Source organism: Aequorivita sp. CIP111184 (genome assembly GCF_900489465.1).
GTDB lineage: Bacteria > Bacteroidota > Bacteroidia > Flavobacteriales > Flavobacteriaceae > Aequorivita.
In genome coordinates this window covers 299137-314201 of record NZ_UEFQ01000016.1, presented here as the reverse complement: position 1 = coordinate 314201, position 15065 = coordinate 299137, and the positions used below count along the sequence as shown (strand labels likewise).

General features: G+C 36.9%; 16 protein-coding genes. 10 read left to right on the top strand and 6 right to left on the bottom strand.

Features of this window, described 5'->3' with window-relative positions:
* Nucleotides 1-67 precede the first annotated feature (67 nt).
* The 3 genes from mdh to gyrB form a co-directional block, all read right to left on the bottom strand.
* The gene (gene mdh, locus AEQU1_RS07330) at nucleotides 68-994 is read right to left on the bottom strand and encodes a malate dehydrogenase (protein ID WP_111879982.1); all 927 of its coding nucleotides are present in this window, start codon (nucleotides 992-994) and stop codon (nucleotides 68-70) included.
* Between the two features lie 154 nt (nucleotides 995-1148).
* A complete protein-coding gene (locus AEQU1_RS07325) occupies nucleotides 1149-1994 on the bottom strand; it encodes a tetratricopeptide repeat protein (RefSeq protein WP_258455206.1) in 846 nt (281 codons plus the stop codon).
* Between the two features lie 80 nt (nucleotides 1995-2074).
* A complete protein-coding gene (gene gyrB / locus AEQU1_RS07320; RefSeq protein WP_111879981.1) occupies nucleotides 2075-4015 on the bottom strand; it encodes a DNA topoisomerase (ATP-hydrolyzing) subunit B in 1941 nt (646 codons plus the stop codon).
* Nucleotides 4016-4317: 302 nt separating this feature from the next.
* Between gyrB and AEQU1_RS07315 the strand changes: the two genes are divergently transcribed.
* Nucleotides 4318-4860, top strand: a complete 543-nt coding sequence (locus tag AEQU1_RS07315; protein ID WP_111879979.1) for a DUF2911 domain-containing protein — start codon at nucleotides 4318-4320, stop codon at nucleotides 4858-4860.
* Nucleotides 4861-4866: 6 nt separating this feature from the next.
* Here AEQU1_RS07315 and AEQU1_RS07310 read toward each other — a convergent pair whose 3' ends face one another.
* Complete coding sequence (locus AEQU1_RS07310; protein WP_111879978.1) at nucleotides 4867-5496, bottom strand: 7-carboxy-7-deazaguanine synthase QueE; 630 nt, start codon at nucleotides 5494-5496, stop codon at nucleotides 4867-4869.
* Nucleotides 5497-5802: 306 nt separating this feature from the next.
* On the opposite strand from AEQU1_RS07310, the gene AEQU1_RS07305 reads away from it, so the two are divergent.
* From AEQU1_RS07305 to AEQU1_RS07270, 8 genes are all read left to right on the top strand, one after another.
* Nucleotides 5803-6465, top strand: coding sequence for a hypothetical protein (locus AEQU1_RS07305; RefSeq protein WP_146743730.1), 663 nt, complete (start codon nucleotides 5803-5805; stop codon nucleotides 6463-6465).
* Nucleotides 6466-6537: 72 nt separating this feature from the next.
* Nucleotides 6538-8067 (top strand): helicase HerA-like domain-containing protein, encoded by a 1530-nt coding sequence (locus AEQU1_RS07300; RefSeq protein WP_111879975.1) that lies wholly within the window; start codon nucleotides 6538-6540, stop codon nucleotides 8065-8067.
* Nucleotides 8068-8111: 44 nt separating this feature from the next.
* Complete coding sequence (locus AEQU1_RS07295) at nucleotides 8112-8684, top strand: hypothetical protein (protein ID WP_111879973.1); 573 nt, start codon at nucleotides 8112-8114, stop codon at nucleotides 8682-8684.
* Between the two features lie 90 nt (nucleotides 8685-8774).
* Nucleotides 8775-8960 carry a hypothetical protein gene (locus AEQU1_RS07290; RefSeq protein ID WP_111879972.1) on the top strand — a complete coding sequence of 62 codons (186 nt, stop codon included), beginning with the start codon at nucleotides 8775-8777 and terminating at the stop codon, nucleotides 8958-8960.
* 82 nt (nucleotides 8961-9042) lie between these two features.
* Nucleotides 9043-9261 (top strand): Rho termination factor N-terminal domain-containing protein, encoded by a 219-nt coding sequence (locus AEQU1_RS07285; protein ID WP_408730899.1) that lies wholly within the window; start codon nucleotides 9043-9045, stop codon nucleotides 9259-9261.
* The gene (locus AEQU1_RS07280) at nucleotides 9261-9689 is read left to right on the top strand and encodes a VOC family protein (protein ID WP_111879970.1); all 429 of its coding nucleotides are present in this window, start codon (nucleotides 9261-9263) and stop codon (nucleotides 9687-9689) included. Before AEQU1_RS07285 ends, AEQU1_RS07280 begins: the two co-directional genes overlap by 1 nt.
* Nucleotides 9686-10726 carry an AI-2E family transporter gene (locus AEQU1_RS07275; RefSeq protein ID WP_111879969.1) on the top strand — a complete coding sequence of 347 codons (1041 nt, stop codon included), beginning with the start codon at nucleotides 9686-9688 and terminating at the stop codon, nucleotides 10724-10726. Before AEQU1_RS07280 ends, AEQU1_RS07275 begins: the two co-directional genes overlap by 4 nt.
* 103 nt (nucleotides 10727-10829) lie before the next feature.
* The gene (locus AEQU1_RS07270; protein WP_111879967.1) at nucleotides 10830-11270 is read left to right on the top strand and encodes a YkvA family protein; all 441 of its coding nucleotides are present in this window, start codon (nucleotides 10830-10832) and stop codon (nucleotides 11268-11270) included.
* Here the strand turns inward: AEQU1_RS07270 and AEQU1_RS07265 are convergent.
* Both AEQU1_RS07265 and ffh read right to left on the bottom strand, forming a co-directional pair.
* A complete protein-coding gene (locus AEQU1_RS07265; protein ID WP_111879965.1) occupies nucleotides 11267-12145 on the bottom strand; it encodes a bifunctional 5,10-methylenetetrahydrofolate dehydrogenase/5,10-methenyltetrahydrofolate cyclohydrolase in 879 nt (292 codons plus the stop codon). The genes AEQU1_RS07270 and AEQU1_RS07265 overlap by 4 nt on opposite strands.
* A gap of 59 nt (nucleotides 12146-12204) precedes the next feature.
* Nucleotides 12205-13533, bottom strand: a complete 1329-nt coding sequence (gene ffh, locus AEQU1_RS07260; protein WP_111879964.1) for a signal recognition particle protein — start codon at nucleotides 13531-13533, stop codon at nucleotides 12205-12207.
* A gap of 177 nt (nucleotides 13534-13710) precedes the next feature.
* Between ffh and nhaA the strand changes: the two genes are divergently transcribed.
* Nucleotides 13711-15042: a Na+/H+ antiporter NhaA gene (gene nhaA, locus AEQU1_RS07255; protein ID WP_111879962.1), complete on the top strand. Its 1332-nt coding sequence runs from the start codon at nucleotides 13711-13713 to the stop codon at nucleotides 15040-15042.
* The last annotated feature ends 23 nt before the right edge of the window (nucleotides 15043-15065 follow it).

Here is a 15065-nt window from a genome sequence, read left to right as displayed (position 1 = left end):
TAATCTATTAAATAAAAAAGCCGGCTATTTGCCGGCTTTTTTATTTACTATAAATTATCACTTAAAATTACAATTCAAGCAAATCATTTGTTTTACGAACACCTTCGGCACTTTCTTTCATATGTGCTTTTTCGGCATCGTTCAATTCAAGTTCCACAATTTTTTCGATACCGTTTCTGCCCAAAATAACTGGAGCGCCAATACAGATATCTTTCAATCCGTATTCGCCATCAAGCATTACGGAGCAAGGGAACATTTTCTTTTGATCGCAAGCAATTGCCTGAACCAAGGATGAAACTGCTGCGCCTGGTGCGTACCAAGCCGAAGTTCCCAAAAGTTTTGTAAGGGTTGCTCCGCCAACTTTGGTATCTTCCATTACTTGATCCAATCTTTGTTCGGAAATAAAAGCAGATACGGGAACACTATTTCGAGTTGCCAAACGGGTCAACGGCACCATTCCGGTATCGCTGTGTCCACCGATTACCATTCCGTCCACATCGCTTATTGGAGCGTCCAAAGCTTCTGCTAAACGGTATTTAAAACGAGCGCTATCCAAAGCTCCACCCATTCCGATGATTTTATTTTTATCTAACCCTGATGTTTTATGAACCAAGTATGCCATGGTATCCATCGGGTTGCTCACTACGATTATAATAGTATTAGGAGAATTTTTTACAAGATTTGAAGAAACGTCCTTTACAATTCCAGCGTTTATGCCAATCAATTCCTCTCTGGTCATTCCCGGTTTACGGGGAATTCCACTAGTTATCACACAGATATCGCTTCCGGCAGTTTTGGAATAATCGTTGGTTACACCAGTTATTTTGGTGTCAAAACCGTTTAATGAAGCGGTCTGCATTAGGTCCATTGCCTTTCCTTCGGCATAACCTTCTTTAATGTCCAACAAAACTACTTCGCTTGCAAAATTCTTGATGGCAATGTACTCTGCGCAACTTGCGCCCACAGCACCTGCTCCTACAACTGTTACTTTCATATTAAATGTTTATGGTTTATAGTTTTTCCGACGAAAATCGGAATTGTTTTTAATCAGCTTTCAAGAACCCTTGAAAAGTTCTACAAAAGTACCAATATCTACTTAAAATAATGATAATAAAGGGTTAAAAACCTAAATAATCATTTTGAACAAATTAATGATCCCCGAACCATTCTTTCCGAACTTGGTAGGGATAGTGTTCATAAATTACATTGTCTTCATTGATTGTATTGCCTTTTAAAATATCTTCTTTTGCTTCATTAAACAATTTCATTGCTTCTTCCTTTTTTCCCAATCTATAAAGACAGCCCGCTTTGTAATATTTTACATCGCCGAAGTTTGGATATTTAGACAAGGCTTCATCAAAGTCTTTTATAGCGTTTTCATTATCATCCAACTCCATATTTGCAATTCCCAAGTACATTAAATCTAAATGATGGACCCAATCTCGACCACTTTTCTCCTCAATTTGGCCAACGCTTTTTTTCAAATAAATTTTTGCTTTTTCAAATTCGTTTAGCTGCAAATAACTTATCCCGATATAAAAATAATATGTGTGATCCATTACATATCCTTCGCCAAACAGTTTTATATATTTCTCAAAATCGGCGATTGTCACTTTGTAATTTTTCGAAAAAACACATTCCATAAAGCCTTTATAATCCAAATATTTCTGAGGGTTTAATTCGGCTGCTTTATTTAAAAAAGGAAAACCCAATTCATCTTTATCCTGTTTATATAAAGGCATTGCACGTTGTTGGTAGAATTCTGCAATTGTGGGATACTTCGCAATAGCTGTATCCAATAAGTTTCTTCTTTTTTGTGAATTGAGCCCGTAATTCCGCAACGAATGCATCACATTTTCAACAATTGAATCTTTTTCAAAAACGGTATAGGAATGCGTTGGGATATTTACCTTCTCTACTTTTGAATGGCAGGCTGAAATAAATAGTCCGATTAAAAGAAGAAAGGCATATTTAAGAGTTAAGATTAATTTCATAGTAATGGTTTTCATTAAAATTAAAATAAAAAAAGACTCCCGCGGAGAGAGTCTTTAATTTAAATATAATTTAGAGAAACTTACGCATCAATATTTGCATAAACTGCATTCTTCTCAATAAATTCACGTCTTGGAGGAACTTCATCGCCCATAAGCATAGAAAAAATTCTATCAGCCTCTATACCATTATCAATCACCACTTGACGAAGAATTCTAAAATCAGGATTCATTGTAGTGTCCCACAATTGCTCAGCATTCATTTCACCTAGACCTTTGTAACGTTGAATAGATGCACTACCTCCCATTTCTAAGTTTAATTTATCGCGCTCTTTATCACTCCAGGCGTATTCCTTTTTAGCTCCTTTTTTCACTAAATATAATGGTGGGGTCGCAATGTAAACACAACCAGCCTCAACCAATTCCTTCATATAGCGGAAGAAAAAAGTTAAAATCAGCGTTGCAATGTGGCTACCATCCACATCCGCATCACACATAATAACTACTTTGTGGTAGCGCAATTTATCTAAGTTCAATGCCTTGCTGTCCTCTTCCGTACCAATGGTTACACCAAGAGCAGTATAAATATTTCGAATCTCTTCGTTTTCGAAAACTTTGTGCTGCATTGCTTTTTCCACATTTAAAATCTTTCCTCGAAGGGGAAGAATAGCTTGGAAATTACGATCACGCCCTTGTTTTGCAGTTCCACCTGCAGAATCACCCTCTACAAGGAATACTTCACATTTTGTAGGATCCTGTTCGGAACAATCTGAAAGTTTACCGGGCAATCCCCCACCGCTCATTACAGTCTTACGCTGAACCATTTCTCTGGCTTTTCGCGCTGCATGACGTGCTTGAGCTGCAAGAATTACTTTTTGAACTATTATTTTCGCATCGTTTGGATGTTCTTCCAAATAATTTTCGAGCATTTCTGAAACTGCTTGACTTACCGCTGAAGTAACTTCACGGTTACCCAATTTAGTTTTTGTCTGCCCTTCGAATTGAGGTTCCTGCACCTTTACAGAAATAATTGCTGTTAAACCCTCACGGAAATCATCACCCGCAATCTCGAATTTCAATTTATCGAGCATGCCGGAAGCGTCGGCATATTTCTTTAACGTACGGGTAAGACCTGCACGGAAACCAGCAAGGTGCGTTCCACCTTCATGGGTATTTATATTGTTTACATAGGAATGGAGATTTTCACTAAATGAAGTGTTATAAACCATCGCAACTTCAACTGGAATATCATTTTTCTCACCTTCCATTGAAATTACATCCGTGATTATTGGTTCACGATTTCCATCCAAAAAGCGGATAAATTCCTTTAAACCTTCCTCACTGTGAAATTTTTCGGTTGTAAATTCGCCATTTTCATCTTTTTCCCTTTTATCGGTAAAATAGATTGTAATTCCCTTGTTCAAATAAGAAAGCTCGCGCATTCTGCTTGCAAGAGTATCATAGTTATATTCTAAAGATTGTTGAAATATTTGAGAATCTGGTTTAAACGTAACAATAGTTCCACGCTCATCTGTTTCTCCAATGGATTTTACAGGATAGATTGCTTTTCCGCGCTCATATTCCTGTTGCCAAACTTTACCATCGCGATGTACTGTTGCTGTTAGGTGCTCGGAAAGAGCATTTACTACAGAAACTCCAACCCCGTGCAAACCTCCAGAAACTTTATAGGAATCTTTATCAAATTTTCCCCCGGCCCCAATTTTGGTCATTACAACCTGCAATGCGGAAACACCTTCCTTTTTGTGAAGATCCACCGGTATTCCACGACCGTTATCTTTTACAGTTATTGAGTTATCTTCGTTGATCCAAATTTCAATAGTGTCGCAATAACCACCCATTGCTTCATCAATGGAGTTATCAACTACTTCATAAACCAAATGGTGCAAACCACGTACTCCAACATCTCCAATGTACATGGATGGTCGCATACGCACGTGCTCCATTCCCTCCAAAGCCTGAATCTGGTCGGCTCCGTAAGCGCCTTTTTTCTGTTCTTCGCTCATATTTTATTTTGAATGATTTTCGATTTTTTTCGTAACGAACAAATATAACCAAATCCCCAATAAAATTAAGGGTTTCGGCAATTTATAAGCCGTAAGTTATTAACAAGTTACTGTGGAAAAACGCCAAATTTCAAGCCTAAATAAACAGATTCAGAACTTGGCGTAATAGTTGCGCACTATTTTCGACCTATTAAACGTTTTACAATATAAAATTTATTGAATTTTAATTTAATTTAAACTTTTCGCTTAACTATTCGTTCTATTTTAGAATCGGTAATTAGCTTTTTTAAAATCCTCTATTTATGAAAAAAATAATCTTAATAGTTTTTATTGCTTTTTCTTCTTTGGCTTTTCAAAATTTACAAGCACAGAGTTTTCCAGATATGGATTCCTCCCCAATGGATCTTTCTATGGCACGTGTTGATAAAAAAAGTTTACCCTTGGCTAGAGTTATTTATAGTCGCCCACAGAAAAAAGGTCGTGATATTTTTGGAGGATTAGTACCTTATGGCGAAGTATGGCGCACTGGCGCTAATGAAGCTACGGAATTAACTATTTATACCCCTTTAAAATTTGGAAATACACTTTTAAAACCCGGAACATATACACTTTACACAATTCCGGATGAAGAAAATTGGACCATTATTGTAAATAGCGACACTAATGTTTGGGGCGCTTTCAGCTATAAAAAAGAAAAAGATGTTGCTAGAATTACTGTTCCATGTGAACAAGCGGCCGCACCAATTGAATCGCTGTCAATGATTTTTAAAACAGACAGCAAAGGAACAATCTTGATGATAGGTTGGGACGACCATTACGTAGAAATTCCCTTTAAAAAACCTTAAATATATTTAAGGAATATTAAGATATTTATGTGTTTGTAATGAAACTTTCCATTGGGGGTTTTGCATTACATAATCTACAATCAGTGGGCTCATTTTTTCGCGTTTACTCCATTCGGGCTGTAAGTATAAGATACAATCTTTGTTTACTTTTGAGGCCTGTTCTTCCGCAAATCGGAAATCATCCTTATTGAAAACAATTACCTTCAATTCATTCGCGGCTTTATAAACTTCTTCTGTAGGCAACTTCATTTTTTTTGGTGATAGGCAAATCCAATCCCAAATTCCGGTTAGTTTATAGGCGCCAGAAGTTTCTACGTGCGTCTGCATTCCCTGTTTTTTGAGCATTTCGGTCAGAGGTTTCATATCCCAAGTAAGTGGTTCTCCCCCCGTAATCACAATAGTTTTTGAATGTTTTGCAGCATTTTCAACAATTTCTCCAATTGCTGTTGGCGGATGCAATTTTGCATTCCAACTTTCCTTAACATCGCACCAATGGCAACCCACATCACAACCGCCAACTCTTATAAAATAAGCGGCCGTACCTTTATGAAATCCTTCTCCTTGAATGGTATAGAATTCTTCCATTAATGGAAGCATTTCTCCCTTTTCAACTAACATTTTAGTTTCCTCTTTCATAGGCTGCAAAGGTAGAAAAAGAGAAGTTTATATACTCGCCAAAGTTTTAATTAAATACCTTAAAATTACTGAGTCGTTTAGCCTCCATATACAGATAATCTGATTTAAATGTATAATAGTCGAAAACTTGAATGAAAAGAGAACACGTCTTTCTTTTATTTATTTGATAATTATATTTTTCCATTTTATTTTAAAAACCAAATTCCCTTAAAGTTCTCCCCAAAGATGATATCCCCTCCTCAATTTGTTCAAAGATTATTATTTTTTATTTTAATTTTTAGTTTCGTTATTAAAGCACACGCCCAAGTGGGTATAGGAACAACAAGCCCCGATGACGGCTCTGCTTTTGAAATTGAAAGTACTACGGCAGCCTTTGTTCCTCCAAGAATGAACAACGCACAAATGCTAGCCATACCAACACCATTAAAAGGAGCTACAATTTTTAATATTACAACCAATACAATTTTCGTTTTCAACGGCACAACGTGGAAAAATCAATTACGCGCCACCCTTTCATCATTGACACTCTACCGTGATTTCTCGGGGTCAGAAACAATTAAAGGGAATAGCACCTTTAATAATTTTATAATTGGGGCAGCAGCTAGCGAGATTAAAAGTATAGATACGGATGTTTTTGAGGTAATGGGAGATGGTAAGATTAAAGTTAAAGTAGATGGTGTTTATCAATTTTCCGCAGGATTAAGCGTTCAAAATTTTGATGGCGGAACATCTGGTAGCGCTAGAAAATTTATAATTGCCATCTTCAGAAACACCACCCTTAGATACGGTTATTTTTCAAGAGGATTTGCCTACATACCCAGTGCCAGTGAGTATTGGGGCACTTCCGGCGTATTTCAGGCAGCATTTAGCGCAAACGATATTATAGATGTGCAATATTATTTAGACAACAGCGGTGCTGCTAACCTAAAGGCAGATTTTATGAATATTGGGGTGGTGTTGGTACAATAATACTTTTCATAAATTCTTTAGGATATTTCGCTGACTTCTTTACAATTGCTACTTTTGAATAAAATTTAAAAGATGGCAGACAAGCAAGCTTTTTTCGATTATATAAACGGCGGCTATACCACAAAAGGGGATTTCATAAACCTTGGTGCCGCGATGCTTGATGGCGAAACTGTAAAAGATGCCTACGTAAAAATTCCCCTAAAAACTCTAAACCGCCACGGACTGATTGCCGGTGCAACTGGAACTGGGAAAACAAAAACGCTACAGATAATTGCCGAAAACCTTTCTGAAAAAGGGATTCCAGTACTTTTGATGGATATAAAAGGTGATTTGAGTGGAATTGCCGAACCGGGAGCCAACAATGCGAAAATTGAAGAACGTCACGCAGCCATCGGCTTTCCGTATGAAGCTAAAAAATTTCCATGCGAAATACTTTCACTTTCAGACCAAGAAGGCGTTCGTCTTCGCGCTACCGTGAGTGAATTTGGACCAGTTTTGCTCTCGCGAATACTTGATTTGAGTGACGCACAATCGGGTATTGTTTCTGTAATTTTTAAGTATTGCGACGACAACAAAATGCCCCTTCTCGATTTAAAAGATTTCAAAAAAATATTGCAATACACCACCGATGAGGGTAAAAAGGAGTTTGCTGATGCTTATGGACGCATTTCTTCTTCGTCAACAGGTGCCATTCTTCGGAAAGTGGTAGAATTGGAACAACAAGGCGCCGATCTCTTTTTCGGTGAAAAATCATTTGATACAGACGATTTGCTTCGAGTAGACGAAAACGGGATGGGTTATATCAACATCCTTCGTTTGACAGATATTCAGGACCGCCCGAAGCTTTTTTCTACATTTATGTTGAGCCTTTTGGCCGAAATTTACGCAACCTTTCCAGAGCAAGGAGATAGCGGCAGACCGGAATTAGTGATCTTTATTGATGAAGCTCATTTAATTTTCAACGAAGCCAGCAGCGCACTGCTCAACCAAATAGAAAGCATTGTAAAATTAATACGCTCCAAAGGGGTCGGGCTTTATTTTGTAACCCAAGATCCCACAGATGTTCCTGATGCTGTTTTAAGTCAGTTGGGGTTGAAAATTCAACATGCACTAAGAGCATTTACGGCAAAAGACCGAAAAGCCATCAAATTGACAGCGGAAAACTATCCGCTTTCAGACTATTATAAAACAGACGAAGTATTAACAGCTTTGGGAATTGGGGAAGCTTTGGTAAGTGCTTTGAATGAGAAAGGAATCCCTACTCCCTTAGCACGAACAATGTTACGTGCCCCCATGAGCCGCATGGATATTTTGACCGATGGAGAATTAAAAGATTTATTGATAACTTCAAAACTTATCCCTAAATACAACGAAGTAACTGACCGCGAAAGTGCTTATGAAATGTTGACTGAAAAAATAGAGATAGCCAACAAAGAAGAAGCAAAAGAAAAAGCTCAAAACGAAAAAGAGGCTGCAAGAAAAACTACTTCTAGCCGCAGTTCATCAAGGCGCAGGAGCACTTCAAATCCTTGGATAAAAACACTTTCCAGCCCGACTGTAATTCGTAGTGTATTGGGAATTTTAGGAAAAATGATGCGGTGATTTTTTAAAAAAAAATTTAATAATTCAATAACTAAATAATATAAATGAAAAAGACACTTTTAATAATTGGAATAGTTTCACTTGCTTTTGTACAATGCGGAAAGGACAGCGATCCTTTTTTAATTAAAAATGGCTCAATTGGAAAATTGAACAATGAAATAAAAATCAAGCAAATCGATTCCATCTTTGCATCAGATTCTATTGTAAAAATAAACTCTTCTCCCAATGCTTTGGAAACACAGGGCGAAGTTGAAATATATGAAAAAGGGAAAGGTGGAACAAAACTATTGTTATTAGGTCCAGAAGATGAAACAGACCCTAATTCAACTATAAAAAACATACAAGTTTTTGATTCCAGATATAAAACTGAAAAAGGTCTAAACCCTGCAAGTACTTGGAAGGATGTTAAGGCAAATTACACCATAGACAATATTGAAACTACTATTAATGCTGTTGTAATATTTTTGAAAGAAACAGATGTATATTTAACTATTGACAAAAAAAGTCTTCCGGAAGAGCTTCGCTACAACATGGATTTAAAAGTTGAAGCAAGCCAAATTCCTGATAACGCTCCATTTAAATATTTTATGATAGGTTGGGAACCTTCAGCTAAATAATTTTCGCCTGCAAAGGTTTTGTTAACATTCATTATCATATGAATGCTTTCCTTTAATTTTAATCCAATTAACCATCAAAATAATTGAATTATGATTAAGATTTTAGGTTTCATTTTAACCATTGCAGGAGGTATTGGTTTAGTAATGGGCGTTCTTGGCGCATTTGGAAGTTTCAACGTTGGGATGAGCCCTTGGGCGTTGATTATATTGGGTATAGTATTCTTCTTTGCAGGTATTGGCCTTCTTAAAAATAGAAAAGATACAGATCAAACATAAATATTAATTTTAAACCCTCTGTTTTTTTAGAGGGTTTCATGTTTAAAAATTATTATTACTATGCCAAATCAAAGAATCATAAATGAAGACCAGTAGGAGGCATTGCGGGATAAAAGATATAGCAAAAAATAGTCTGCTCTCATTGCAAACGCTCCCAATTCTGGAAATAAAAGACGGTGAAGCTAAGCCTTATAACAAATGGACCAAAAAAGAGCTATACGAACAAGCAAAAAACGTTGGCATTGAGGGTCGTTCAAAAATGAAAAAGAAAGAACTAATCCTACCTTTAAGAAACAATTAATGAGCAATCAATTGAGACCGTTCCACCTAGCAATTCCAGTGGACAATTTGGAAGATAACAGAAAATTTTATAGAGATGTCCTTGAACTTCCTGAAGGGAGAAGTAGTGACCATTGGGTAGATTTTGACTTTTTTGGGCACCAGCTTGTTATTCACTTGAAAGAAGAAAACCCCAAATTAAAAGAAATTATAAATCCTGTTGACGGCAAAGAAGTGCCGATACCACATTTCGGAGTAGTGTTAGATATGAAAACCTTTAGGGATTTTTCGGAAAAACTAATTCAAAAAAACATTACCTTCATCATAGCCCCATATATCCGCTTTGAAGGACAGGTAGGCGAACAGGCCACAATGTTTTTTAAAGATCCGGCAGGAAATGCATTAGAATTTAAAGCATTTGAAGATCTAACTCAATTATTCGCTAAATGATCAAACATATACCCGCTCAGTTAATACGTCAAATATTTGTAATCTTGCTCATTTTATTAATGGGCAGTCTCATTTTTAGAGAACTCCTTCCATATCTCACTGGAGTTTTGGGTGCTGTAACCATCTATGTTCTTATGCGTAAATGGATGGCAACATTGGTTAATAAGAAAAAATGGAACCCGTCCTTGGCAGCAACGGTTTTAATGGTAATCTCCTTTTTTTTAATTCTTATACCTATTGCCGGAATAATTTTAATGCTCACTAACAAAATTGGAAAAGCCGTTCAGAACTCTGAAGAAGTAGTTAATGCGCTAAAGGAACAGTTGGGCAAAATGGAAGATAAGATAGGATATGATCTCAATTCACAAATTGATCCTGGAGCAATAACAGGGTGGCTTTCTGAAAATCTCCAAAATTTAGCTGGTGGTACTTTTAATGCTTTTATTGCAATTGGTTTGATGTATTTTATGCTCTATTATATGTTTATAAATCGTACCGATTTAAGAGAGTCTTTGAAGGAGTACATCCCTATGAATCGTGAAAATTTAAAAGAAATAGGTTCTGAAGTGCAGACAATGGTTCGTTCCAATGCGCTGGGAATTCCTTTGGTGGCATTAGCCCAAGGGGTTGTGGCTCTTATTGGTTTTCTTATTTTCGGAATTGAAGACCCTTTCTTTTGGTTCGTTATTGTAACCATTGGTAGCATGATTCCCTTTGTTGGGACATTGATTGGAATACTACCTGTTTTTGTGCTCACGCTTTCAACAGGCCATAGTTTTCAGGCCTGGGGAATTCTTATTTATGGTTTTGTAGTTGTGGGCTCAACGGATAATATAATTCGCCTTTACGTACTTAAAAAGCTTGATAATGTTCACCCACTTATTACACTTGTTGGGGTGATTGTAGGAGTACCGCTATTTGGTTTTTTAGGGTTAATCTTTGGCCCATTGCTTATAAGTCTTTTTATGGTGATTGTTCGTAACTACAGGAAAGAATACGGGAAAGAAGATATAACCAACGATGAACAAGCAGTGTGAATTTATTTCCCCAATAATTTATTTGTAGCTTCATCAGTATTTATAACATAATTTTAAATGTATTCGAATTTCCATTCATTACTTTTAAATAAAAATAAAGATTATGATTTTCGGAAAAAAGAAAAATAAAGACTCTTCAAACATCGCGATGATGGACTCCAAAGTCAACCAAAATTACGTTGAGGAAAAAGTGACTAAAATTAAGGATGAAGATGTTGAAATAGTGATGGACAATGAAGAAGCTATTTCAGAAAAACTGAGCAATGCGAGTCCTTTGCGCAAATATGCCGAACTCGGAAAAATTATGTTTGCAATGTTGAAAGATGTTAAGAAGGGTAATTACACAAGCGTTCCGTGGTTTACTATTGCTTCAATTGTTGTTGCTTTACTATACGTATTTAACCCTTTTGATTTAGTTCCAGATTTCATTCCAGGAATTGGGTATATTGATGACTTGGCTGTTCTCTCCATCAGTATGGGCTGGATAGAAACTGACCTCCATAAATATTTGGATTGGAGATTGGGAAATACTGAAAAAGCTTAAACTTTTCGTTGTTCCCTTGCCAAGAGTGTATTTTTCAGAAGCATTGCAATGGTCATCGGTCCTACTCCACCAGGGACGGGAGTTATATAGGAAGCCTTTTTACTAACGTTTTCAAAATCAACATCTCCTGTAATAACATATCCTTTTGGATGGGTTGGATCTTCTACTCTAGTAATCCCTACGTCAATAATAACTACATCATCCTTTACCATTTCAGCTTTTAAAAAGTTTGGAACTCCCAATGCTGAAATAATGATATCTGCTTGCGTAGTTATTTGAGCAATGTTTTTTGTATTGCTGTGTGTTAAAGTTACGGTACTATTTCCAGGCCATCCTTTTCGGCTCATTAAAATACTCATGGGGCGACCAACAATATGGCTTCTTCCAATAACTACGGTGTGTTTTCCCTTAGTATCTACATTATATCTTTGCAATAATTCCAGAATACCAAAAGGTGTAGCTGGAATGAAAGTACTCATATCTAAAGCCATTTTTCCAAAGTTTTCAGGATGGAAACCATCCACATCTTTTGAAGGGTCTACCGTAAGCAAAACTTTTTGTGTATCAATTTGTGGAGGTAATGGAAGCTGAACGATGAAACCGTCAATATTGTCGTCTTCGTTAAGTTCTTTAATCTTTTTTAATAATTCTAATTCGCTGGTAGTATCTGGCATTTTAACCAATGTTGATTCGAAACCAACCCGTTCGCAGGCCTTAACCTTGCTTCCAACGTATGTAAGGCTAGCGCCATCATTTCCCACAATGATCGCTGCAAGATGTGGTACTTTTTCGCCATTGGCTTTCATCTTATCGACTTCGGCAGCAATTTCGTTTTTTATGTCGTTACTTATTTTTTTTCCATCTAAAATGGTCATACTTCCTACAATTAAATATTAAAAACTCTCGATTGTGCTCGAAATGACATCTTAAAAACTTACCTCATCTTCCCCATTGCCTGCATCATCTTTCTTCCGCCGCCGCCTTGCATCATCTTCATCATTTTGCTCATTTGATCGAATTGTTTTAGCAATTGATTTACTTGCTGAACACTCGTTCCACTACCTGAAGCAATTCGTTTTTTGCGACTACCGTTTATTACTGATGGTTGTGTTCTTTCAGTTGGTGTCATTGAATGGATTATTGCTTCAATTCCTTTGAAGGCGTCATCATCAATATCAACATCTTTTAGTGCTTTTCCGGCGCCAGGAATCATTCCCACCAGATCTTTCATGCTTCCCATTTTCTTAACCTGCTGAATTTGGTTAAGGAAATCATCAAACCCGAATTGGTTTTTCGCAATTTTTTTCTGAAGTTTTCTGGCTTCCTCTTCATCAAATTGTTCTTGTGCTCTTTCAACAAGCGAAACAACGTCTCCCATCCCCAAAATACGGTCGGCCATACGGGCTGGGTGAAACACGTCAATGGCATCCATCTTTTCACCGGTACCAATGAATTTAATAGGCTTATCAACAACACTTTTAATGGAAATTGCGGCACCCCCACGAGTATCACCATCTAATTTTGTAAGTACAACACCGTCAAAATTCAACCTTTCATTAAAAGTTTTTGCAGTATTTACAGCATCCTGTCCCGTCATTGCATCAACCACAAATAGTGTTTCCTGTGGATTGATTGCTTTGTGAACATTTGCAATTTCAGCCATCATCGCTTCATCTATGGCGAGACGACCAGCAGTATCTACAATCACAACATTAAAGCCGTTTTGCTTAGCGTGGGTTATTGCGTTTTGGGCAATTTGAACTGGGTTTTTATTTTCGGGTTCACTGTAAACCTCAACACCAATTTGGTCTCCCACTACGTGTAATTGATTTATTGCCGCAGGACGGTAAATATCACAAGCAACAAGAAGCGGTTTTTTTGCTTTTTTCGTTTTTAAATAATTGGCAAGTTTTCCAGAGAAAGTGGTTTTACCACTACCCTGAAGACCAGACATTAATATTACCGTTGGCGTGCCGCTTAAATTGATTCCGGCAGTTTCCCCACCCATCAATTCGGTAAGTTCATCTTTCACCAATTTCACCATTAATTGGCCTGGTTGCAACGTAGTAAGTACGTTTTGGCCCAGTGCCTTTTCCTTTACAGTATTGGTAAATTCCTTGGCAGTTTTGAAGTTAACATCGGCATCCAAAAGAGCGCGACGCACTTCTTTTAGAGTTTCGGCTACGTTTACTTCTGTAATGCTGCCGTGACCTTTCAGTACGTGCAGTGCTTTGTCCAGCTTATCGCTTAAATTATCGAACATATTCTTGCTTTCTTTTTACGAGGGGCAAAGATAAAAAAAAGTAGGCAGTATTCTGTTATCAGCGCTCAGTATTCCACAGTGGTATGATACGTTTCTTGTTTCTAAATATGATTTAAAAATGTTTAACTAAAAAAAAATGTTTGAAGGTTTCGTATATTGTCAGTTCGAAAAAAATATATGATAAAAGAAAAACTACTCTCCCCTTTTCAAAAATTCGTCAACCTTCAAAGTTCCAGTGGAATTCTGTTATTGGCAACAACAATCATTGCTTTGGTATGGGCCAATTCAGCTTTTTCGGAAAGTTATCAATCATTTTGGCAATATGAAATTGGGTTTATCTCAGATAGTTTTGAACTTAAAAAACCGTTGATCCTTTGGGTAAATGATGGGCTGATGGCTATTTTCTTCTTTTTGATTGGATTGGAGATCAAAAGAGAGTTTTTAATTGGAGAGCTCAATTCGACCAAAAAAATTATGTTTCCCTTGTTTGGGGCCATCGGCGGAATTGTACTTCCGGTTCTTATATATGTTATTCTGAATCAAAATCCAGACACACTCAAAGGCTGGGGAATTCCAATGGCAACAGACATTGCTTTTTCGTTGGCAATTTTAAAAGTTCTTGGAAATCGGGTGCCTTTAAGTCTAAAAATATTTCTCACGGCCTTCGCCATTGTTGACGATTTGGGTGCGGTATTGGTAATTGCAATTTTTTATAGTAGCAGTTTGGATTTAGTTTTATTAGGTTCCGCCTTTGGATTATTGGCTATTATCTATTTCTTAAGTTATAGGGGTTTATATTTCGAATTTTTAACCATAGTTTCCGGATTTATAGTTTGGTTGTTGTTTTTAAAAGCGGGACTACATCCTACCCTGGCTGGAATCTTGATGGCATTTGCCATTCCCGTTAGACAAAAAATAAGCACCCACGAGTTTACCAATCAATTGGAAAGTATAGTGGGTAAAATAAAAGAGAGTACCATTCTTCAAAAACCTGTGCTTTCACCTAAACAATTGGAACTCATAGATGATTTAGATGGTTGGGCCGATAAATATAGATCACCCTTACAGCATTTGGAACATAAACTTCACAATTGGGTAGCTTACTTAATAATACCAATTTTTGCACTTGCAAATGCCGGAGTCGCTATAAATAGTGATGGCGGATTGGAAACTGCTTTAATAGTGAATATTATGGTCTGTTTGATTTTGGGGAAAAGTATCGGTATTTCAACAGTTATCTTTTTGGCGAGAAAATTTAAGATCATCGATGTGCCAGAAGATATTAGCAACAAACAAATAATAGGGGTTTCATTTTTGGCGGGAATTGGCTTCACAATGGCCATATTTATAGCCAGCCTCGCTTTTAACAGCAGTCCAGAATATATAGATTCTGCCAAGATTGGGATTTTGATCGGCTCCTTTATTTCAGCTATTATTGGTTTTGGGATTCTTCGTTTTAATACCGTAAAGGGAAAGTTTGACCATTCTCCTCTGGAAAAAAAGGAATGATAATAATTGCTTCTTTGGGTCTA